The organism is Xanthobacter sp. NM-59, assembly GCF_021401125.1.
Lineage (GTDB): Bacteria > Pseudomonadota > Alphaproteobacteria > Rhizobiales > Xanthobacteraceae > Xanthobacter.
The window spans coordinates 229,614-251,790 of record NZ_JACBFQ010000009.1 but is presented as its reverse complement, the minus strand read 5'-3'; the positions used below and the strand labels follow the sequence as shown (position 1 = coordinate 251,790).

Annotated in this window: 15 protein-coding genes; 1 reads left to right on the top strand and 14 read right to left on the bottom strand. The window is 67.8% G+C overall.

Going from position 1 to position 22,177, the window contains the following annotated elements; all coding sequences use genetic code 11:
• From tssM to katG, 14 genes are all read right to left on the bottom strand, one after another.
• Positions 1-2,501 (bottom strand): type VI secretion system membrane subunit TssM (gene tssM, locus L0966_RS16635; protein WP_234053077.1); only part of this gene is annotated, 2,501 nt, incomplete at its 3' end.
• A gap of 9 nt (positions 2,502-2,510) precedes the next feature.
• Positions 2,511-3,398, bottom strand: a complete 888-nt coding sequence (gene icmH, locus L0966_RS16630; protein ID WP_234053076.1) for a type IVB secretion system protein IcmH/DotU — start codon at positions 3,396-3,398, stop codon at positions 2,511-2,513.
• Complete coding sequence (gene tssK, locus L0966_RS16625) at positions 3,395-4,735, bottom strand: type VI secretion system baseplate subunit TssK (RefSeq protein WP_234055353.1); 1,341 nt, start codon at positions 4,733-4,735, stop codon at positions 3,395-3,397. The genes icmH and tssK overlap by 4 nt, the downstream gene beginning before the upstream one ends.
• Positions 4,736-4,778: 43 nt before the next feature.
• Complete coding sequence (tssJ, locus tag L0966_RS16620; RefSeq protein WP_234053074.1) at positions 4,779-5,297, bottom strand: type VI secretion system lipoprotein TssJ; 519 nt, start codon at positions 5,295-5,297, stop codon at positions 4,779-4,781.
• The gene (locus tag L0966_RS16615; RefSeq protein WP_234053073.1) at positions 5,297-7,351 is read right to left on the bottom strand and encodes a type VI secretion system-associated FHA domain protein; all 2,055 of its coding nucleotides are present in this window, start codon (positions 7,349-7,351) and stop codon (positions 5,297-5,299) included. Before L0966_RS16615 ends, tssJ begins: the two co-directional genes overlap by 1 nt.
• A gap of 192 nt (positions 7,352-7,543) precedes the next feature.
• Entirely contained in the window at positions 7,544-8,533 is a 990-nt protein-coding gene (tssG, locus tag L0966_RS16610; protein WP_234053072.1) for a type VI secretion system baseplate subunit TssG, read from the bottom strand.
• Entirely contained in the window at positions 8,530-10,278 is a 1,749-nt protein-coding gene (gene tssF / locus L0966_RS16605; protein ID WP_234053071.1) for a type VI secretion system baseplate subunit TssF, read from the bottom strand. Before tssF ends, tssG begins: the two co-directional genes overlap by 4 nt.
• 44 nt (positions 10,279-10,322) lie before the next feature.
• Positions 10,323-10,757: a type VI secretion system baseplate subunit TssE gene (gene tssE / locus L0966_RS16600; RefSeq protein ID WP_234053070.1), complete on the bottom strand. Its 435-nt coding sequence runs from the start codon at positions 10,755-10,757 to the stop codon at positions 10,323-10,325.
• A 48-nt stretch (positions 10,758-10,805) separates the two neighbouring features.
• Positions 10,806-12,293: a type VI secretion system contractile sheath large subunit gene (gene tssC, locus L0966_RS16595; RefSeq protein WP_234053069.1), complete on the bottom strand. Its 1,488-nt coding sequence runs from the start codon at positions 12,291-12,293 to the stop codon at positions 10,806-10,808.
• A 46-nt stretch (positions 12,294-12,339) separates the two neighbouring features.
• Positions 12,340-12,834, bottom strand: a complete 495-nt coding sequence (gene tssB, locus L0966_RS16590; RefSeq protein WP_234053068.1) for a type VI secretion system contractile sheath small subunit — start codon at positions 12,832-12,834, stop codon at positions 12,340-12,342.
• 23 nt (positions 12,835-12,857) lie between these two features.
• Complete coding sequence (tssA, locus tag L0966_RS16585) at positions 12,858-14,564, bottom strand: type VI secretion system protein TssA (RefSeq protein ID WP_234053067.1); 1,707 nt, start codon at positions 14,562-14,564, stop codon at positions 12,858-12,860.
• Between the two features lie 398 nt (positions 14,565-14,962).
• Positions 14,963-15,535, bottom strand: coding sequence for a GNAT family N-acetyltransferase (locus L0966_RS16580; RefSeq protein ID WP_234053066.1), 573 nt, complete (start codon positions 15,533-15,535; stop codon positions 14,963-14,965).
• Between the two features lie 91 nt (positions 15,536-15,626).
• Positions 15,627-17,984, bottom strand: a complete 2,358-nt coding sequence (locus L0966_RS16575) for an Orn/Lys/Arg decarboxylase N-terminal domain-containing protein (RefSeq protein ID WP_234053065.1) — start codon at positions 17,982-17,984, stop codon at positions 15,627-15,629.
• A 418-nt stretch (positions 17,985-18,402) separates the two neighbouring features.
• Positions 18,403-20,574, bottom strand: a complete 2,172-nt coding sequence (gene katG / locus L0966_RS16570) for a catalase/peroxidase HPI (RefSeq protein ID WP_234053064.1) — start codon at positions 20,572-20,574, stop codon at positions 18,403-18,405.
• A 193-nt stretch (positions 20,575-20,767) separates the two neighbouring features.
• On the opposite strand from katG, the gene L0966_RS16565 reads away from it, so the two are divergent.
• On the top strand, positions 20,768-21,685 hold the full coding sequence (locus L0966_RS16565; protein WP_234053063.1) for a LysR substrate-binding domain-containing protein: 918 nt from the start codon (positions 20,768-20,770) through the stop codon (positions 21,683-21,685).
• The last annotated feature ends 492 nt before the right edge of the window (positions 21,686-22,177 follow it).

Below are 22,177 nucleotides of genomic sequence, written 5' to 3'. Positions count from 1 at the left end.
GAGGCCGCCGGCGCCGGGGCGGCGGGCAGCCCCGGCCCGGTGGGCACGGGCACGTTGCTCTGCTGGCCCGGGGCGGGCAGGTCGGTATTCTCCTTCACCGCTGCCACCAGCGCGTCCAGCGGCGATTGCGGGCCGGCGAGGTTCTGCAGCACGCCCAGAGCCTGGGGCATGGTGTCGAAGCGGATGGCGGTGATGCGGGAGAGGGCCGCCTGCCATGCGGCGACGTAGTCGCGCACATAGAGGTCCGCGATCTGCCGGGCCAGTGCCTGGGACTGGGGCTGGTCGCCCGTGCCGGTCACCCAGTCGCCGCCGAGCGCGTCCGCCACCAGTACCGGCAGGCGCGGCAAAAAGTAGTTGTAGAAGCCGGCGCGCGTGAACACGCCGGGAATGGCCAGCGCGCCGGAGGCCTGCGCCTGGGCGCCGCCGGCGAGGCTGCGCGTGCCCATCACCTGGGCAAGATCGACGCCCACCAGCTGTGGGTTCTGGTAACCCTCCCGCAGCAGGCGCGCATAGACCTGATCCACCTGCGGCACCTTCGACAGCCGCGCGCGCGCCTCGTCCACCAGCCGGCTGTTGAGCGGGTAGCGGTGGGGCAGCAGCGCCACCAGGGCGTCGAGGTGGCCGGTGAGGGCCATCTGCCGTTCCGGCTCCAGGGGGAAGGTGAGGGTGGCCTCGGTCTTCACCGTCTGCAGCATGGTGGAGCGGTCGAACCGGGAGGGCTCGCCCAGCATCAGATAGCTGGTGAGGGCCGTGCGCATGTCGTCCAGGGCGGCCGGCGTTCCGGTCTGGATATCGTGGGCGATGCGGTTTTCGAGGCGACCGGCAAAGGTCGGCAGCAGGCGGCCGATGAGCAGCTGATCGTAGACATTGCGCGCCGCCGCGCCCAGCTGGGGTGTGGCGGAAAGGCCGAGCAGGTCGGCCCGGAGCCATGACCGGTCGATGCCGGCGGTCGCCGTCAGCTCCGAGCCGGCATCGAGCACCGGGAGCAGCTCCACATAGCTAGGTCGCGACGGCAGGCGCTTCAGCATGCCGTCGAGGTCTTCGAGCGTCTCGCGGGTCTCGCCGATGCGCAGGTCGGCCTGGGAGGTGGCCGAGATCCAGATGGAGCTGAGCGCGAGGGTGAGCGCCGCCGCGCCCACATAGGCGGCCGCCCGCACGGTGGAAAGGCTGCGTTCCAGCTTGCGGTTGACGCCCACCAGCCCCTGCTCGTCGAACACCACATCACTGAGCAGGCGCTTGATGAAGAAGGCTTTTCCCACGCCGCTCTGGCTGCGACGGGAGCTGCCGGAGAGGCCGAAATTGCGGCTCATGGCGCCCAGCAGGCGCTCCACCGGCGCGCCGGCCTGGGTGCCGCTGGTGAAATAGATGCCGCGCAGCAGCGGCCGCATCTCGAACCGGGAGGTCTTGAACACTTCCGCCGCGAAATGTTCGAGCGGCCCGGCGATGCTGGCGAACTCCTTGGGAAAGTTGAACATACGGCAGCGCCGCGCCAGCGTGCGCTCCTGGTGCAGCAGGCGCATCAGCCGGCCTTCCAGCCGCTCCACGAGCTGGAAGAAATTGCGATGCAGCTCCCCTTCAAGCTGGCCGGCGGGCATGTCCAAAGGGAAGGTGGTGCCCCACACCTGGGCGCGGCTGACATCATCCAGCTCGCCGAAATATTCCCCGAACCCGCTCAACAGGTCGCATTTGGTGATGAGCACATAAACCGGCATGGTCATGCCGAAATAGCGCATCAGCTCCTGCAGGCGTTTCTTGACGTGGTCGGCGTGAACCTTCCGCTGGGCCTCGCTGGTGGAGATGATGTCGGCGAGGCTGATGGCGATGATGACGCCATTGATGGGCCGGCGCGGCCGGTGGGTGCGCAGCAGCTCCAGGAAGCCGCGCCAGGCGGCCTTGTCCACCTCGCTGTTCACGTCCTGGGTAGTGTAGCGGCCGGCGGTGTCGATCAGCACCGCCTCGTCGGTGAACCACCAGTCGCAATAGCGCGTGCCGCCGATGCCGGACACCGGGTCGTCGCCCACCCGCTCCGCCAGCGGGAAGTTGAGGCCGGAATTCTTGAGAATGGTGGTCTTGCCGGCGCCGGGCGGGCCCAAAATCACATACCAGGGCAGCTGGATCATGTAATTGCGGCCGGCCTGGTTGCCGATGGCATGCTCCTTGAGCGTGCGCATGGCGCTCTCGAACCGCTCGCGGATGATCTCCACCTCGTCGGACGACTGCTCGCTCGCCAGCAGGGCGAGGCCGTCGGAATCCAGCAGCGTCCGGATAGCGCGGGCATTGGCCCGGCGCGACACATAGATGCGCACCGCCAGCGCCGCGATGGCGAACACGAACAGGCCGGCAATGACCGAGACGCGGGTTCCCGCCCCACGCAGCGGCGCCACGCCGGCGATGCTGACATGCGGCCCCACGAACCACACGAGGATGGCGAGGCAGCACAAGCCCACCAGCATCAGCAGCGTGCGCACCCTGAGGAGATTGGCGACGAGGGCCTGGAACATCGGGCGGCCTCAGGATTGCGGAGCGACAAGGCGGTTGAGGCGCTGCACCACCGGCTCGACGTTCTGCTGAAGGTGGTAGGCGAACATGGAATAGACCGCGAGCAGCAGCACGCCGGTGACGGCGAACACCACCCAGAGCGGCACCGCGCTGGCGAGCTTGCGGCGCGCGGAGACCCCGTGCCAATGGGGCGAAAGCTCGTCCGGCGCGGCCTTTACATGGGCCTGCCAGATGCGGCCGAGTTCCTCGCGCAGCTCGTCGAGCTGATACTGGCCGCCCTCCATCACCCGGTACTTGCCCTCGAAGCCGAAGGCGAGGCACAGGTCGATCAGCTTCAGCAGCGCCAAATGCTGGGCCGGATTGGCGCGCACCCGGTCGACGATGGCGAACACCTTCTCGCCGCCCCAGGTCTCGCAGTGGAACTGGTTGAGCAGGCTGTGGGCGCTCCAGTTGCTGGCGGCGCCCCAGGCGGTGGTCATTACCGCCTCGTCGATCACCGAGCACAGCACGTAGCGGGCCGCGCCCACATCGGCCATGCGGGCGCCGAGCTTGATGGCGCGCTCGTCGAAACGCTTGATCTGGGCCACCGTCTCGGCCCGCAGGGCGGCGACGTCCGCATGCTCCACCGCCTGGCGGAGCTGCGCCACCAGAGCGAGAAGGGGTGTCGCCGCGGCGGCGATGGCCTCTTCCGGCCGGTCCGGATCGGGCAGGGCGGAGAGGTCGGGCAGGCTTGCTTCTGTCGCCGGCTCCGCGCCCGCCCGCGGCTGCGCGGCGTCCGCTGGCCGGCCCGGGCGCGCGGATGAGCCACCCTCGCGGGTGCCGGAGGGGCGGGACACCGGCACCGGCCGGTGGCCGATCACGGTGGGCTCGTCGTCTCCCATATTGGGTTCGTAGCTCACGACTGGCCCGCCCGTATCGCCCAGAATTCAAGGTGCAGATCGGGATATCCGCCGCTCACATGGAACGCGAAGGCGGCCGACCGGGTGAGAGTGCGCCACAATTCGTGGCTCTGATCGAGCTCGAAATAGACAGCGCCCTGAAGATAGGGCAGCTCACGCGGGGCCACCGGCAGAGAGCGCAGCGGAATGCCCGGCAGCTGCAGGTTGACCAGATCGCGGATCTGCTCCACGGACCCCACCTTGGTGGTGGCCGGGAACTGGGTGCGCAGTACCTCGTGGGGGATGCCTGCGCTCGCCACCAGAACGAACCGCCCGCCCGCGAACAGGGTGCGGTCGCTGATGGTGGCGGTGCTGATACCGTAGCCGCGATCCTGCAGCGGCAGCGGCACCACATTGCGCTCGATGACGAGGTTGAGCGCCTGGCGCAGCACCCTGAGCACCGGCTCCAGGCTTGCTTCCAGGTCGTCGTGGACATAAGCGGGCAGGGGCGGGGTGCGGCGGTGCTGGCTGTCGAAGGTGGCAAGGTCGCCCGTCAGCCGCACGAACTCGCGGAACAGCACCTCCGGATGGGTGCCCGGCAGGCGCGCGAAATGCTGGAGCACGGCTTCGGCTGAATTCATCACCCGCAGCAGCAGCAGGTCCAGCAGGCCGGCGCTGTCGGCGGCCATGCGGCTGGGGTCGGTGCGCTCCGCCAACGCCTCGGCGCGCGCATGCACCAGCCCACGCACCTCGCCCAGCACCTCGATGAGGCGGGCGGCCGCCTCATAGTCAAGGCACGGCGGAATGTAGGTGGGCGAGAGCTTCACCTCCCCGGCGGCGGTCACCTCGCTGATGCGCGCCAGCGGCAGCAGGATGAGGCCATCGGCCGGCTCCCCCTCGAACAGCAGGCCCACATTGAGCTGGCCGAGCCGGATTTCCGCCGGCTCGCGGTCCGGCGCGCTGGTGTCGCGCAGGGCCTGGTGGAGATCGCGGAAGCGACGGATGGCGGCGCCCGGCTCCACGATGGCGGGCGCGTCGCCGGCGCGAGCGGGCAAAGCGAGGAAAATGCGGGTTTGCGCAAGGTCCTGCGGCACGCGGCGCGGCACAGGCGGCGGCATCTGGCCGGGAATGTCGATCACCGAGCCGTCGGGCAGCACCGCTTGGCAGCGTGTGAGGGCAAACTGGCCGAGCTTGAGAAGCTGCTCATCGAACGCCACCGCCCGCAGGCCCCACCCATAGGGCGAAAGGCCGCCCACGCGTGCTTCCACGAAATGTTCCAACCACCGGTCGTGTTGTTGGAAATGCTGGGGCTTGACGAACATGCCTTCGGTCCAAAGGGGTTTGCTCGTCACAGACATGCGGCCATGGACTCCGATGCGAGGAATGGGTGGGGGCGCCGGCTCACAGGCCGAACCAGCCCTTGTCGCGGGTGGCGTTGAGCTCAATATTCACGGCAAGGCTCGTCACGGTGACGAGCAGGTAATTGGTCTTTCCGGGCGTGATTTCGGCGAGGGCGCGCCACTGGGCGGCGGAAATGTCGCGGAATCCGGCGATGACGCCGAGATATTTCACATCGCCGGTGATGTCGTGCTCCACCTCGCGCGTGGCGCCGGGCACGATCTCCACTTCCTGCTTGGAGAGCATTTCAGGGCCGAGCCGCTGCACGTCATTGTCCAGAAGCTCGAAGAAGCTCGCGGCCATGAAGTTGGTGGTCGCCTTCAGGTCGTAGATCTTGATGACCACCGGGGAGGGAACGCCCGACTGGTTGGGATTGATGTTCTCATCGGCGCGGACGGTGATCTTGGTCGGGGTGACGACCACCGGCGGCGGCCCGGGCGTCGCGCAGGCACTGGCTGAAAACGCGACCGAGGTGGCGAGGACCCCCCGCAGGGCCTCGCGGCGGGTGAGCTGCGGGGCCATCAGGATTCCTCCCCCTTCGGGTTTCGTTCGTTTTCAGCGCGGGCGAATTCGCGCGCCATCTGCTCGCTGGCGACCACGTCGAGGGCATCGACGAGCCGTTCGTGCATCATCAGGTAGCGGTCCCAAAGCTTCGCCTTGTCGACCTTGCGCGCGAAGATGCCGTTGCTCGGGCCCTCCTCCTCCATGTCGAAGGAGATGGCGGCCGGGCTCACGCGTTCCAGCACATGGGCGATGGTGGCCTGCAGGGCTGCCGGGGCGGCGATTTCATGGCGCTCCATGTCGGCAAGCACAGCCTGGGCGGCGCCGCGCGCCCCCGCCCGCTCGCCCATGGCGCGGGCCAGGGCTTCCTCGGCCGTGGCCGCGGTGCGGAAGGGGTTGTCGGTCGCCTTCGCCCGACCGCCTTGCACGCCCAGCCGCAGTTCGGCCCGCTGTTGGCGCTGCGCGTCGCGGAGGGCGAGCAGGCCCTGAACCAGGGTGCGCAGCAGCGCGCCCGTTTCGCCCAGAAGGCGCCCGCGCTCCGCTTCCGAGAGATGGGTGCCATCCTGGCCGATGAGGGCCCAGAACGCCGCTTCCGATGGCGCTGGCTCGTCCCGTGGGGGCGCGGGCGGAAGCGACGCGGGGGCGCGCTCCACGGGCATCGGGCGGGCCGTATCGGCCGGCGGCGGCAGCGGCCGGGCGGGCGCAGACCTGCCCTTGCCGCGCATGCGCAGCAGCGTCACCATGTCCTCGGGATCGTCGAGGACGGGGGGCGCAGGCATCGCCGCGTCAGGTGCGGAGGCCACCGGAGCCGGGGGCGCGCCGTTGACCAGCCGGGGGATGAGGATGGACAGCTCATCCAGGAAATTCGGGGGAATGACCGCAGCGGCCGCGCCGACATCAGGTATGGCGGGCTGCGCAATCGTCGCCGGTGGGGCGACGGCAAGGATCTGTGGCGCCGGGGGCGTGGGCGCAGCGGACGGAACCGGCGGCGCGGCGGCCCGTGGCCGCTCGGCCGGCTCTCGGGGCGGGAAGGGGGCAGGGGCCGGGGCGTGGAGCGGCGGCTGTGGCGCAGGCTCCCACAGGGCTGCCGGCGCCCGGCCATCTGCCGGCGCTGGGACATCCGAACGCGCCTGCAGCGCTCGCGGCACCTCAAAGGCCTGCGGCACCGCAAAGGCCTGCGGCGCTTGGAATGCCTGCGGCGCTTGGAAGTCCTGCGCCGCACGGGTGTCATGCGGTGCCGGGAATGCCTGTGGCGCCGGGAAGTCGGGCGGCGCTTGAATTGGCTGCGACTCTTGGAAGGCCTGCGTGGCGTGGAGCGACGCTGGTGCCTCGAATTCCGCGGCAGTTGCCGGGGGAAAGGCGGTGGCCGGGATGAAGGGGCGGCTTGCTTCGCGCACGGGCGTCGCGGGCGGCGGCGGGGCGAAGGCGGGATGGGTGCCGCGCGGGCCCAGCAGGTCGCCGCCGGGGCGCTGGCCGATCAATGCGCGAAGACCGGCATCTGTTCCCTCGCCGTTGCGATGGCCGATGCCGAGATCGCTGAAGGGGTTGTCCGCTTCCTGTAGCACGCTCTGGCCATCCAGGGCGGCCAGCGGGTCGCGGCTCACCGGCAGGGCGCCGGCATAAGCGGGAGGCGCGGCGACGGGGTGGGCCGCGGTGGCACCCGGAAGGCCGGGTGCGCGCCGCACAGGCGCCGGCGCCATCGGCTGCTCGCGCGCTGGCGGCAGGGTGGGGGATGGCGCCACCGGCTCTGCACGCACCATCTCCACGCTCATGACGTAGGTGCCGAGATAGAGCAGGTCGCCATTCACCAGAACGGCAGAGTTGCCCCGCCCCAGGGGGGCATCGGTGGTGTTGACGTAGACCCCGTTGGTGGACAGGTCCACGAGGGTGAAGCCGTGGCCGTTGAAGCGAATTTCGGCGTGGCGCGCGGATAGCGTGTGGCTGGGGTCCGGCAGGCACCAGTCACAGGAGCCGGACCGCCCGATGATCCCGCCCGCAGCGTCGAAGTCGTGCGTGGCGCTGGACCCTAGGCCGTGCCCCTGTTCGCTGGTGACGGTCAGCCTCGCACGCAGCACTACGTCCTCCCCCAGCCGCACGAGCCCATCAGGCGGCCCTCGCCGGTGCGGGTCCGCTGCCGAAGGGCTGGAACCGCCATGCGAGACAGAAGTGCCCGATCATGAAAACTGGCAGGGCACATGGGCCGACCTTATCAATGCGAATTGCGACATGGCGATTACAGAACGGCATCTTCGTTGTTCTGTCGGCGGTCAGAACTCAGCGTTGCGCGCGGCCGCGGCGCTCGCCTCCCCCGCGAAGTCCGCGTGTCCCCCCGCCCGCTGCGCGGGCGCCAGCCACGCATTCCAGCCCAGGCGGCTGCCGCCCAGGCCGAAGGCGGGAAGCTCGCCCGGCGCCAGTTCCAGCCGGATGTCGAAGGCGAGCGGGTCCTTCAGGGCCAGCATCAGCAGCTGCAGCACATCCGCGAACAGGGGCTGGTCCGGCAGCAGGCGGAAGAAGGTTTCCTGGTCCAGCGGGCCGATCACGAGGCGGAACTTGCCCATGTGGTCGGCGATGCTCGCGCCGACGATGAAATCCGCGCCGAGTTCGGGCGGCCGTTCCCCGAGGCGAGACTGCTGCTCCCTCGGAATGGTGATGGCGCGCTCCACGAATTCCTCGATGCGCACCGGCAGGCCCGTGCAATGGCCGATGAGGTTGGCGATGATGGAGGCGGAAAGGCTGTAGCAGCTCAACAGCCCCACATAGGGCATGAGCGCGACCCGCTGGTGCTCCGCCTGGCCGGGCAGCAGCCCCATCAGCGCCGCCACCATCAGCGACACGGGATCGCGCGCGCCCTTCTCATAGCGAAGCCCGTGGCGGTGGTGCTTATGGATGCGCGCCAGCAGCGACACCAGCCGGTGGTTGAACAGGTCGAGGAAGGTGCCCAGCACGCCGCCATCGGCCGCGTCATCGATCACCTGTTCCGTATAAAAGGGCGGCAGCGGCGAGGACGGACCCTGAAGCCCCAGGAAATTCACCGTCACGTCCACCCGCGAGCCATCCTCCGCCACCTCGATGTGCTGCACCTCGCGGGCGGGATAGCCAAGGCTTGGATTGGCGCGGAAGCGCACCCGCTCGCGCGCCGGGTCCTGTGTCCCGCCGAAGGCAGGCGCGTGCGGAAAGGCGCTCTCCAGATGGCGCATGAGCGCGAAGAAGGACCACGTTTCCAGCCCCTCCAGGGCGGCCGGCGCGGGGTCGCTCACAGCAGCTGCTTGACGCCCCGCCTCGGTTCCCATTGGTACCTCACATTGCCTTCACTGCCGCGGATGGCGAACTGGTGCACGCTGTTGACGGTGGCGAACGCGGTCAGCATCCGGTCCAGCACGCCGCCCAGCAGGAACATCTCGGCCTCGCCGCCGACCTTGCTTTCCTGGCACACGAGGGTGAAGCGCCGGATGCGCACCGGCATGCCGCGCACCAGGATGTCGCCGGTGGTGTTCTCGAAGCGCTCGAGCCCGGTCAGAAGCAGGGCCAGCCGCTGGCGCATCTGATCGTCGTGGACGGCGCGGAAATCGAGGCTGGAGATGAGCTGGCGCAGGGCCTCCACATTGGCGACCGAGCTGAAATTGCAGGCGAGCGCCGCCACCAGCCGCCACAGCAGCCCGTCCGCCAAGGGCGGGGGAATCTCCGGCGCCACCACGGCGATGTTCTCGAACACCACGCCGCTGGGCGTGTTGTTGCCGGGCTGGGTGATCGCGCCGGCCGGCAGCCGCTCGGCCACCCGCCCATTGGAGCACACGAGCCCGACGGAGACGGTTTCCGCGCGCGGCACCAGGCGTTCGTCCAGCCGGCTGACGAAGGACAGGTAATGGTCGATCCGCCGCCCCGCGACCGCCGGCTTCGCTCGAAGGCGATAATAGGCGGTGGCCGAACGCTCGCCCGGCAGATCGTGGCGGAACGACTCGAACGGCGCGTAGGTGACGCGCTCCGATGAGCCCTGGATATAGCCCGAGACACTGGCCACCGAATGGATGGAGAGGCTGTCGCCCTGGATGGGGGTGAGGCGATATTCGGTCTTGCTGCCATCCACATGCAGGGGGCGCGCATCGGTGCGGAAGAGGTTGATGGCCGGCGTGCAGTTCAGCCGCAGGGTGCCGGGCGAGAGCCGCACATGGGGCGGAAACGGCCGCGCGAACTGAAACGTGAGCTTCAGGCTGCGATCTGGCATTTCGGCCAGCGGCGCCAGGCCTTCGATGTTCAGGTAAAGGAATTTGTCGGGAACGAGCAGATATTCCTGAAGCAGCCGAAAGCCTTCCACTGCATTTCCTGGCTGCGCCAGCACGGCTTCCTCGGGTGCGAAGCCCGCGGCTTTCACGGCTGTGGCGGGCAGCGTCAGCACCGTGTCGTCGCCCCGGCGCACCTGGATGCGGCGCAGATGCGCGAGCATCCACAGATAGAGATGGCCGGCCTGTGCCGGATCGCCTTGGGGGGCCAGGTGCAGGCGCAAGGCGTGGCTGGCGAGCGCGGCGAAGGAGGCGTGGGGCAGGCACTCGAGATCGAGGCTGATCTCGGCGGTGGCCGTGGTGTTCTCCAGCGCCGCGTTCTTCAGCTCGAACGGCAGCACGGCAAGGTCGAAGCAGGTGGTGAAAGGGCAGCTCACGCCCTCGATGGCGCGGGCACGCACCTGCGTGCCGCGCGGCACGGCAAGGGCGCTGCCATCGCTGCCAGGGGCATGGCGAAAGGCGAGTGTGGTGCTGGGCGGCACCGGCTGGAGATAGGCGGGCCAGATCAGGCGCAGCAGATCATGCACCACTTCGGGCAAATCGTCGTCGAGCCGCTGGCGCAGGGTGGCCGTGAGGAAGGCGAAGCCCTCCAGGAGGCGCTCCACATGGGGGTCGCTGGCCTTGCGGGACAGGAAGCTTGCAAGCTTCGGATTCTCCCGCGCGAAAACATCGCCGAGGTCCCGAAGATAGCTGAGCTCGTCCTGGTAATAGCGGTTCAGCGTCATGGGTTCGAGGGCTTCCGGTGGGCCGTGTTCATGTCCGTGCCGCTTCAGTCGCTGACATTTACGTAGCCGTTGTTGTTGAGCACGGTGTCGAACGACAGGCGCTTGGGCCCGTGCTCCAGGGCCAGGGTGGCGTGGATGCGGAAGGCCAGGTGCAGCGGGTTGCTGCGGTCGGGCACATGGCGCACCGAGACGTCCGACAGGCGCGGCTCGAACATATCGATCTGCGCGCGCACCGTGGAGGCGATGATGCCCAGGGCATCGGGAAAACGGCCCACCAGATCATTGAAATCCGGCATGCCCAGATCGGGCCGGGAGAGGCAGCAATCCGCCCGTGAGTTCAATACGTTGCGCAGATTGAGGAGAATGCTTTCGACCAGCTCAGAGAGATCGCCGCCGCCTTCCCCCGGGGCGAGCGGGGACGGGGCGAGGGTTTCGCGCTCCGGTGTCCTCAGCCGCTCCAGCAGCGTGCGATAGGTCATGGCATCGTCCCCGGGCGGAGGCGGGTTGTCCCCGCCTCCTATGACCGATCAGGCCTTGTCGAGCTTGCCCTTCAAGGTGAGCGTGAAGTCGGCGCCCATGTATTTGAAGTGGGGCTGTACAGCCATGGACACGCGATACCAGCCGGGCTCGCCTTCCACGTCCTCCACCGTGATCTGCGCATTGCGCAGGGGCCGGCGGGAGCGCACCTCGGCGGAGGGGTTCTCCTGGTCTGCCACATATTGGCGGATCCACTTGTTGAGCTCGGTTTCAAGCTCCACGCGGGTCTTCCAGCTGCCGATATTCTCGCGCTGAAGCACTTTGATGTAGTGCGCCAGGCGATTGATGATGAACATGTAGGGCAGCTGGGTGCCAAGCTTGTAGTTCAGCTCCGCCGCCTTGCCTTCCTCGCTATTGCCGAAGAATTTTGGCTTCTGCACCGAGTTGGCGGAGAAGAAGGAGGCGTTGTCCGTGCCCTTGCGCATGGTGAGGGCGATGAAGCCCTGTTCCGCCAGCTCATATTCCCGCCGGTCGGAGACCAGGGTCTCGGTGGGGATCTTGGACTGGAGCTGGCCCATGGACTCGAAGGTGTGCAGGGGCAGGTTCTCCACCGCGCCGCCGGACTGCGGGCCGATAATGTTGGGGCACCACCGGAAATTGGCGAAGCTCTCGGTGAGGCGGGTGGCGAAGGCGAACGCCGTGTTGCCCCACAGATAATTGGCGGTGCTGCCCTCGGCCGCCTCGTTATAGTTGAACGCCTTCACCGGGTTGCTGTCCTGGCCGTAGGGCAGGCGCAGCAGGAAGCGCGGGGCGGTGAGGCCCATGTAGCGGGCATCCTCGCTTTGGCGGAAGCTGTTCCACTTGGCGTATTTCGGGCCCTCGAAGATCGACTGGAGATCCTTGAGGTTCGGCAGCTCCTCATAGCTGTCGACGCCGAACATCTGGGTCGAGGCGGCACCGATCACCGGGGCGTGCGACATGGCGCCGACGCTGGCGAGGTACTGCATCAGCTTGATGTCCTGCGCGCCGGGGCCAAAATCGTAATTGGTGATGACCGCGCCCACGGGCTGGCCGCCGAACTGGCCGTATTCGGCCGTATAGACGTGCTTATAGAGGCCAGAGCGCACCACTTCGGGAGAATCGTCGAAATCCGCCAGAAGGTCGTCCTTGGCGACACAGAGCATTTCCACCTTGATGTTCTGGCGGAAATCGGTGCGATCCACCAGGAACTTCAGGCCGCGCCAAGCGGATTCCATCTCCTGGAACGCTTCCGCGTGGAGAACGGTGTCGAGTTGGGCGGACAGCTTCTGGTCGATGGCGGCGATCATCTGGTCGACGGCGGCGCTGTTCACCTTCTCGTCGCCATGGGCCGGCTTCAGCAGCTCGGAGATGAAGGCGGCGACGCCGCGGCGGGCGACGTCATAGCCCTCATCGGTGGGGCGCAGCTTGGTCTCCAGCAGGATCTGGTCCAGCATGGAGGCCTCTTCCAGGGCGACCGCCCCGGCCGGGGCTTCGGCGACGGTTTCAGGCGTGCTCATGGGATTTTCTCCGAAAGGTTCTGTGAGGGGGCTCTTCCGGAGCCGTTCAGGCGGACTTGTCGGTGGCGGAGGTCACCTCGGAGAGGAAGCGCTGGCGGGCGTCCTCATCCTCGATCACGCTCTGGATCATCTTGCGGAAGGCGGGGATGTTGCCGAGCGGGCCCTTCAGGGCCACCAGCGCCTCGCGCAGCTCCAGCAGCGCCTTCAGCTCGGGAACCTGGCGCACGACGGCCTCAGGCTCGAAGTCCTTCAGCCGGTCGAACTTGAGGCTGACGGCCATTTTCTCGTCGCCGGCCTCGTCGCTTAGCCGGTTGGGCACGGAGAGGTCCAAGGAGAGATTGTGGCTCTTCAGGACCTCGTCGAAATTGTCCTTGTTGACGTTGGCAAGCGCGCGTTCTTCCACCGGCCGTTCGTCGGCCTTCTGGGTGAAGTCGCCCACCACCAGCAGCTTCAGCGGAAGCTCGACATCTTCCTTCATGTTGCCGGTGGCGGGGCGGTAGCGGATGTTGACGCGTTCCTTGGGGACGACCGATTCAGCCATGTCCGTGTTCCTCTCGATTGCGGTCAGGCGTGGGCCAGCCGCACGGCGGTGCGAAGATCAAGGCGCGCGAGCCGGCGTTGTGCCGCCTCCACGGCGCCACGCAGGTCGGGAGCGCCCAGCACTTTTTCGGCGGCGGGGTGCCGGTAGGCGCGAAGGGCGAGCCGGGCGCTGCGCAGGGCCAGGCCCGGCTCCCAGGCCTCGAGGGCGCGATGCTCCACCTCGGCTTCCAGGTGCCGCAGCAGCGGCAGGGCGACGGCCGGAATGTCGAGGTCGAGACAGGTCTGCGCCTGCAGCAACTGAAGCTCGAACAAGGCGCGCCCGCTGCTCAACGCGCGGCGCGCGTCATCCAGCCGGTCCAGCGCGTCGCTCTTTCTGCCGGCGCCGATGAGCTCGCGGATTTCATTCGCGAGTCCCGCCAGCTCGTCGGAGGTCGAACCGGTGGCGTCGCCGGTGGCGGGGCCAGACTGCTGCTCCAGCCATGCGCGCGTGGCGGGGCTTGCGAAGGGGGTGCCATCGGCGAAGGTGAGCTCCACCAGCGTCGGCAGCCGGCGCGCGAAGGCGCAGCTCATCTCCACCACCGCTTCGGCGGCCAGGGCATGTTTTCCGCCGAGGGCCGCCAATGCCTCGAACGCCAGGCGGTTGGCGTCCAGCCAGAAGGGCGAGGAACCGATCATGCCTTCCAGCGTGCGCACAAGCGCCTCGTGTTCCCCCACCCGGCCCATGGCCGCGATGCCTTCCAGCCGCTCCGAAGAGGGGGCCATGAGCTGGGTCGCGCCGGCATTGGCGGGGGGCGGAAGGTTGATGTCGAGCCAGGCTGCCGCGCGTGTCAGCCGATAGCTGCGCGGATCCGCCAGATTGGTTTCGCGCAGCTGGCGTGCGTGCTGGCGCATGCTGTCCGCCAGGCCGCCAATGGCGCGGTCGAGCTCCGGGCCCGTCGCATTCGGCACCATGGGGGGAGCCGGGGGAGGCGGAGCGGCGGGGCTGGCGGGGGACGGTTCCGTTGAGGCCGGAGCGGTGGGGGAATGACCTGCCGCGGGCGGAGCGGACGGCGCCGGGGCGGCTTCCTGAGTGGCGGTGCGCTCGGCCTGCGCCGCGGCGGCGGCCTCAGCCTGCCGGGCCTTTTCTTCGGCTTCGGCGGCGGCCTGCTCGGCCTGCGCGAGGAGGTCGCGCACGTCCGCCACCTTGGGGCGCACCGCGCGTGTCAGGTCGCCGAAGGCGATCTGCTCCTTGATCAGGCGCTGGGGCAGAAGGGTGTTCAGCTCCTCCAGAAGGTCGCCGGCATGGAGAATGGCGGCGGCATCGTCGAGGCGCGTGGGCAGCGCCGACACCACGGGAACGAGGCGCGACACCATCCATTCCAGGGCACCCACACGGGCGCGCTCACGCTTTGGGGGGATGATGTCCCACCAGTCCCGCACCATCGGCGCGAGAGCGTCGAGGCCCACTGCCAGGCCGCGCCATTGCTCGGTCTGCGTCAGTGCAAGGGTGGTCCAGGCCGCCACCAGCAGGTCGCGCCCCTGGTTGGTCAGAAGCTCCAGGCCCAGCTGGGCGACACGCGCCCATGGCACGGCGGCCGGGCCTTCGGTCTCGATGAGCCGGACGTCCGCCTCGATCTCGTCGAAGACAGGCAGGCCACGCACGTCGCCGCCGACGGCCGATTGCGGAGACAGGGGCAGAAGCAGCGTGACGCTACGCGCATCCTCGAAAACCGGGATGGGAAAATCGCTCATGTCCGGCCGCGCCTGCTCCAGCCCGCTCCACGGTCAAAATGGAGCGCTGGGCGGTTCTCTGTGTTTTGGCTGACAGCAGCATGAAGCTGATATTGCGCTTCTGCGACGCTCGCCGCGGCCCGCACAAGGCTTGCATCCATGGGCTGTGCGATCGGGGATGCGCATCCGTTTGCGTGGCGCACGCGGGGGCGCGCGGACGTCCCCGCGCTACGCTCCCGCCGATGCCGGGGCCCGGCAGGGGCGCGTGTCGCTTCCTTGATCGACCAGGGGCTGGGCGGACGCGGTCCCGCGCCTCTCACACAATCGGTGCCGGTCTTTGACCTGTGCGAGGCGCATGGGTTCAGACGCCGCGCGGTCCTCGCCAAAGGCCCCGCAGTCCGGCTCGTGAAGCGCTGACGTCAGCGGGTGGAGAGGGGCAGGGGCGGCGGCGGCGTGGTGGCGCCGGGGCCGAGCGAGCGCTGCACCATCACGCTGTCGGCCCAGCGGCCGTAGCGATAGGCCACGGCCGGCAGGTGGCCCACGCGGGCGAAGCCCACCCGCTCATGCAAGGCGAGGGAGGCGGCATTGTCGGCGTCGATATAGCCGATCATCTGCCGGAAGCCGGCCGCCGCGCAGGCATCGATCAGCGCGCCGATGAGCCGCCCGCCGACCCCCTGGCCCACATGCTCGTGGTGAATGTAGATGGAGTGCTTCACCGTGTAGCGATATGCGGGCCGCTTGCGGAACGGCACCACATAGGCATAGCCCAGCACCTGCCCGTCCATGGTGGCGACGAGGTGGGGCAGGCGGCGGTTCTTGAAGTTCTTGCGGCGCTCGCGCAGATCGTCCGGCTCCGGCGCGCCATCGTCGGCCACGCCTTCTTCCACGCCCCGGCGGATGTGGCGGCGGTAGATGGCCAGCATGGCATCAATGTCGCCGTCCTGCGAGGGACGGATGACGATGGCGCCCGTCTTCAAATTGTCCTGCTCCATGACCAAACCTTGAGGCTGTCTTCCCTGACATCATCGGCCACGATCTGCGGCCGATGCGTGGTTTCCTTGCTGCCCCGCGTCCTCGCGAGCGCTATTGCGCCACCACATAGGTGTGCAGGGTGACGCGGCCGGCGGCGTCAGTCTCGCGATAGACCCCCTGGATCTCCACCTCGAAGCCGGGGAAGGTGTTGAAGCAGGCTTCGAACATCTTGAGATAGTCGATCATGGGCTTGGCCCGCTCCGTCAGCCTCTCGCCGGGCACGATGGTGGCGATGCCCGGCGGATAGACCACGAACGGCGTGGTGGCCACGCGGCCGAAAATGTCGCCGATGGGCAGATAGTCCACATCATTGCGCACCAGGCAGCGGGCGGCATCGTGGGGCGACATGGCGATTTCCGGCAGGTGCTCGGCCCGGAACTGCATGGCCTGGAGGGCGCTCACATTGGCCTCGCGGAAGAAGCGGTGCATCTGGGTGCACAAATCCTTCAGCCGCACGCCCGCATAGCGGGTAGCGCGGCGGCGGAAGAATTCCGGGATCGCCTCTTCCAGCGGGGCATTGTCGTCATAAAGCTTCTTGAAGGCGACAAGCCCCGAGATGAGCGTGCCGGCTTTGGAAGCCTCCACGCCGGGCGTGAGCAGGAACAGCAGCGAATTGAGGTCGTTCTTCTCCGCCACGATGCGGTTCTCGCGCAGATATTGCGCGACCACCGGAGCGGGAATGCCCTGCTCCGCATAGCCGCCGGTGGCGGGGTCGAAGCCGGGGGTGAGCAGGGTCAGCTTGTTGGGATCGGTGATGGCAAATCCCGGCTCCAGGTCCGGAAAGCCATGCCAGGAGGCGCCCGGCTTCAGTTCCCAGAAGGACGGGTCGGTGGCGAGCAGGTCGGTGGAGACGCTCTCCCACGGCACCTCATGCACGCCACCGGGGCGCGCGGCATCGGGGATCTGCACCCGGTCGGGCACGAACGGCTCGAAGAACCAATGGCGCTCGCGGCGCTGCTCCTTCTCCTCGAACTCGCGCTTCACGGCGCGGATCTTCTTGCGCAGCTCGATGCCCAGGCGAATGGTGTCATCCCACAAGACTTCGCCCGAGCGGCCCTTCATCATCTGCGCGCCCACGTCCAGGGAGGCGAACAGGGGGTAGAAGGGCGAGGTGGAAGCGTGCTGCATGAAGCTTTCATTGAAGCGCCGGTGCTCCACCCGCCGCTTCTGGCCGGTAATGTGCCGGTCCTTCATGTGGATCTGCGAGGCCTGGGAGAAGCTCGCGAGCTGCTTGTGGGTGGACTGGGTGGCGATGATGCCGGGGCTGTCGGGCCCCAGATCCTTCAGCCCCATGGCGAAGCGCCCCGCATAGAGCGGGTGGAACTTCATGAAGCCGGCCCACGCCTCGTCGAACATGATGTAATCGCACAAATGGCCGATCTTCTTCAGGATCATCTCGGCATTGTGGATGGTGCCGTCATAGGTGCACTGCTCCACCACCGCCACGCGGAACGGGCGCGGCTTCTTCCATGCCTCCGGGTCTTTCACCAAAGGATGGGTGCGGATGCGCTCGCGCAGGGCTTCTTCGTCGAAGGCGGAGAAGTCCATGGGGCCGATGAGGCCATGGGCATTGCGCCGGGTCGGCACATAGACCGGGATGCCGCCGGAGATCATCAGCGCGCCATGGTGGGCGGCCTTGTGATTGTTGCGGTCGAACAGGACGATGTCGCCATCGGTGACGAGGGCGGAAAGGGCCACCTTGTTGGAGGTGGAGGTGCCGTTCAACACGAAATAGGTCTTCTCCGCGCCGAAGATCTTGGCCGCTTCCTTCTGCGCCGCCAAGGCCGGCCCCTCATGGGTGAGCAGGTCGCCGAGGTCGAGCACGGAATTGTCGAGATCGTCGCGGAACACCGCCTCGCCCAGATGCTCCATGAACACCCGGCCGATGGGGCTGCGGGAATAGAAGACGCCGCCATTGTGCCCCGGACAGGTCCAAAGCTGGTTGCCTTCCTGGGCATAGTCCACCAGGGCGCCGAAGAAGGGGGTCTTCAGCGTCTCGGCATATTTCTTGAGGCGGCTGATGAGGTTCTTGGCGATGAAAGCGGGGGTTTCTTCCGAGAGGAAGACATAGCCGTCGATGAAGTCCAGCACCTCGACGGGAACATCTTCCAGCCGCTTGCGCCGGATGAGCAGGAGGATGGGGAAATCGAGGCCGCGCCGGCGCATCAGGTTGATGAGGGCGGCGGTCTTGCCCTCCAGGCCCTTCTTGCCCCAATCCACCATCATGCAGCCGATGGCGGCGTCGGTCTGCACGGCGATCTCGGCGTCTTCCAGATTGCGCGCCCGCACCACCTCGAAGCCGGAGCGCTCGATCTCCGCGACGATCTGATTATAGCGGGCGCCCTCCAGGTCCTCCGCATCGAAGGCCGGGGTGGCGAACAGGAACGTGAAGCGTCTGAAATAATCCATGGGGCACCCGCGCTGATCCGGCCGCAGATGTCCTTGTCTTCGATGACAGGACCACGACAGCGGCCGCCGATCCGGCGCGCGATGCTAGGGGCATCTTTGGGGCGGGCGAAAGGCGGGGGCGGGTGACGCAGGGGCGGCTCATGGCCGGAGGCCGACGCCGTACGCGGGATGCACGGCCGGCCCTTTTCAGCGCCCGCCGCGCCGGTTCCGCATTTTCTCTCCCGCGTGCGGGGGAGGGTGAGGGAGGGGGCCTGCGCCGGCTGGATCATGCCGAAAGGTCGGATCTGAAGGCGCAAATGGCCCTCGACGCAGCGCCCTTTTCCGTCGTTGCGGATGTTGCCCCCACGTTTCTGCCCCCCGTCCCCAACCCTCCCCCGCAAGCGGGAGAGGGAGCAAGAGGGCGCGGGCAGGGCCCTTGTCAGGCCAGGAGGTCGTAGCGATCGGCGTTCATCACCTTGGTCCAGGCGGCGATGAAGTCGGTCACGAACTTCTCCTTGTTGTCGTCCTGGGCATAGACCTCCGCATAAGCGCGCAGGATGGCGTTGGAGCCGAACACCAGGTCGATGCGGCTGGCGGTCCACTTCACTGCGTCGCTCTTGCGATCGCGGATTTCGTAGAGGCCATTGCCGGTGGACTTCCAGGTGTTGCCCATGTCCGTGAGGTTCACGAAGAAGTCCGTCGTCAGGGCGCCCTCGCGGTCGGTGAACACGCCGTGCTTGCTGCCGCCGTAATTGGCGCCCAGCACACGCAGGCCGCCCACCAGAACCGTCATTTCCACGGCGGTGAGGCCCATGAGCTGGGTGCGATCCAGCATCAGCTCCTCGGGGCTGACGATGTAGTCCTTCTTCAGCCAGTTGCGGTAGCCATCATGGATGGGCTCCAGCACGCCGAAGGAGTCCGCGTCGGTCATGGCGTCGGTGGCATCACCCCGGCCGGGGGTGAAGGGCACCGCGACGTCGAAGCCCGCGGCCTTGGCCGCCTGCTCCACGCCAACATTGCCGGCGAGCACGATCACGTCGGCGATGCTCGCCCCGGCCTTCGCCGCGATGGGCTCCAGCACCGCCAGCACCCGGGCGAGGCGCTCGGGCTCGTTGCCCTCCCAGTCCTTCTGCGGGGCGAGGCGCAGACGCGCGCCATTGGCGCCGCCGCGCATGTCCGAGCCGCGGAAGGTGCGGGCGCTGTCCCAGGCGGTGGCGATCATCTCGGCGCCGGAAAGGCCGCTGGCCGCGATGGCGGCCTTCACTGCAGTGACGTCATAATCGGTGCGGCCGGCCGGCACCGGATCTTGCCAGATGAGATCCTCGGCGGGCACGTCGGGGCCGATATAGCGGGCCTTGGGGCCCATGTCGCGATGGGTCAGCTTGAACCAGGCGCGGGCGAAGGTGTCCTTGAAATATTCGGGGTCCGCCATGAATTTCCGGCAGATGGCGTTGTAGATGGGGTCCATCTTCATGGCCATGTCGGCGTCGGTCATCATGGGGTTGTGACGCTTGGTAGGGTCGCTGGCATCAAGGGGCTTGTCCTCCTCCTTGATGTCGATGGGCTCCCACTGGGAAGCGCCGGCCGGGCTCTTGCGCACCTCCCATTCATGGTTGAACAGCATCTCGAAGAAGCCCATGTCGAACGTGGTCGGGTGCGTGGTCCACGCCCCTTCCAGGCCCGAGGTGACGGCGCGGCTGGCGAGGCCGTGCTGGTCGGGATTGGCCCAGCCGAGGCCCTGCATGTCGACGTCGGCGGCTTCAGGTGCGGCGCCGAGCTTCTGGGCGTCGCCATTGCCGTGGGTCTTGCCCACGGTGTGGCCGCCGGCGGTGAGGGCTGCGGTCTCCTCGTCGTTCATGGCCATGCGGGCGAAGGTCTCGCGCACCTGGGCGGCGGTCTTCAAGGGGTCGGGATGGCCGTTCACGCCTTCCGGGTTCACATAGATGAGGCCCATCTGCACGGCCGCCAGCGGGTTCTCCATGGTGGCGGGATCATCCACATCGCCGTAGCGGTTCTCGCTGGGGGCGAGCCATTCCTTCTCCGCGCCCCAATAGGTGTCCTTCTCCGGACCCCAGATGTCCGCGCGGCCGAAGCCGAAACCGAACGTCTTCAGGCCCATGGTCTCATAAGCGATGGTGCCGGCCAGCGCGATCAGATCCGCCCAGCTCACCTTGTTGCCGTACTTCTTCTTGATGGGCCACAGCAGGCGGCGGGCCTTGTCGAGGCTCACATTGTCCGGCCAGGAGTTCAGGGGGGCGAAGCGCTGGTTGCCGGTGCCGGCGCCGCCGCGCCCGTCCGCCACGCGATAGGAGCCGGCCGCGTGCCACGACATGCGGATCATGAGGCCACCATAATGGCCCCAGTCCGCCGGCCACCAGGTCTGGCTGTCGGTCATCAGCGCGCGCATATCGGCCTTCAGCGCCTCGAAGTCGAGGGTCTTGACGGCTTCGCGATAGTCGAAGGCCTTCCCCATGGGGTCGGTCTTGGTGTCGTGCTGGGAGAGGATGTCCAGGTTCAGCGCCTTGGGCCACCAGTCCATGTTGGATTCGCCCACTTCCGTGATGGCGCCATGCATCACGGGGCATTTGCCGGTCGGCTTCATCTCGTTCATGCCCATTACCTCCGAAGTGCTTCCTGGTTCTCGATGACCGACGCACGCGCCGGTGATCGCATCTCCACGGGGAACAGGTCCGCCGCGGCAAAACGGTTCCATCACCGCGCGGCTTCCGTCTTTCCATAACGAATAACCGCCCTATTTCATAAACAAAATTTGTATTTTCTAATGAATGTGATATGATAATCTTATGACTGAAATCTCCATGAAGCAGCTTCGCTATTTCGAGGCCCTGGCCCGCCATGGCCATTTCGGTCGCGCGGCGGAGGCGTGCGCGGTGTCGCAGCCGGCTTTGTCCATGCAGGTGAAGGAGCTGGAGGAGAGCCTGCGCGCGCCGCTGGTGGAGCGCGGCGCGCGGCAGATCCGCCTTACCCCCCTCGGAGAGGAGCTGGCGCGGCGGGCGCGGGACATTCTCCAGGCGGTGGACGAGCTGGATGAGCTGGCGCGCTCATCGCAGAACCTGCTTTCCGGCCGACTGCGCATGGGCGTCATTCCCACGGTCGCGCCCTATCTGCTGCCGGCGGTGATCACGCGCGCGGCCGAACGCTTCGCGGAGCTGGAGCTGCTGCCGCGCGAGACGATGACGCAGAAGCTGGTGGCAGACCTTGTGGAAGGGCGGCTCGACACCGCGATCGTGGCCCTGCCGGTCTCCGAGCCTGCCTTGGAGGAGCGGGCGCTGTTCGATGAGGAGTTCGTGCTGGTGCGCCCGGCGCGGGACCGGGCCAAGGCGCTGCCCACCCTGCAGGCCCTGCGCGAGATGCGCCTGCTTCTGCTGGAGGAGGGGCACTGCTTTCGCGAACAGGCGCTCTCCTTCTGCCAGATGCCGTCCCACCCCCCGCGCGATCTCATCGAGGGCAGCTCGCTGACGACTTTGGTGCAGATGGTGGGGGCCGGCCTGGGCGTCACCCTGATCCCGCAAATGGCGGTGCCTCTGGAGACACGCTGCGCCACGGTGTGCGTCGCCCGCCTGCCGGAGCCGCGGCCCTCGCGAACCATCGGGATGATCTGGCGCCGGACCAGCCCGCTATCGGCGCAGCTGGACCAGGTGGCGCAATTGGTGCGCGAGGCCGGCCTTGCCGCCGTCACCGCCGGCCTGGACGGCGCGTAAATGGCCTTTCGGGGTTTGTCGACTATCCCCCGCGCGGTAGATTTTGAGCGCGGGCTTTCAGGGGCTGGCCAGTTCTCCAGTCGCGAGCGCAAGTCGCCGAACGTGGCGTCTCAAAGCAAATTACTTCCAGCGTTCATTTTTTTGCCCGGCGTCTGGAGCCGGGGTGCGCGAACCTGTTCCCCCCGGAGCCTCTGGTGCGAGCGGGCCGAACTCTATGCCGGCGGTGGTCTGCAACGCCACCGTCGCCGCCAGGGTGAAGGTCGCTTGAAGGCTCTCCCGATCGGCATCATCGTTCGTTCGGCTTGGTTGAAGAGCGACCAGGACGATGGCCCTCGCTCCCCATGAGCCTGGCCGCCACGGTGCCGATGAACACGGCCGAGCCGTGCGCGAACACCGTGCGCGGCGGGCGGAGCCCGCGGCTGCCGGCAGCCCCTCGGGCGCGGGTGGGCGCGCGTCGCGTCGCGGTGCAGTGCGTCCCGTGTTCCGGCTCCC